Below are 281 nucleotides of genomic sequence, written 5' to 3'. Positions count from 1 at the left end.
ATGGGCAGCACCTGACTTACGTGTCTTATGACTCTGGTCGCCCAGCAATTTACATTCAGCATGTGATTTCAGGAAATCAAAGAAAGGTGACCTCGTTTAAAGGCTTGAATGACTCGCCTATGTGGTCGCCAGATGATTCCTCTCTGGTAATGACCTTGTCGAAAGATGGCAACGCCGAGTTATATAGTTATGACTTGGCTCGTGATCGCACTGAGCGATTAACATTCGACTCAGGTATTGATACCGAGGCAAGCTGGTCACAGGACGGTAAAAGTGTCGTA

Annotated in this window: 1 pseudogene; it reads left to right on the top strand. The window is 46.6% G+C overall.

Features of this window, described 5'->3' with window-relative positions:
• Positions 1-281, top strand: a pseudogene (locus tag A3735_RS10630) (PD40 domain-containing protein); the annotation flags it as partial.

It is taken from the genome of Oleiphilus sp. HI0061 (assembly GCF_001635675.1).
This window is presented reverse-complemented; position numbering and strand designations above follow the sequence as displayed.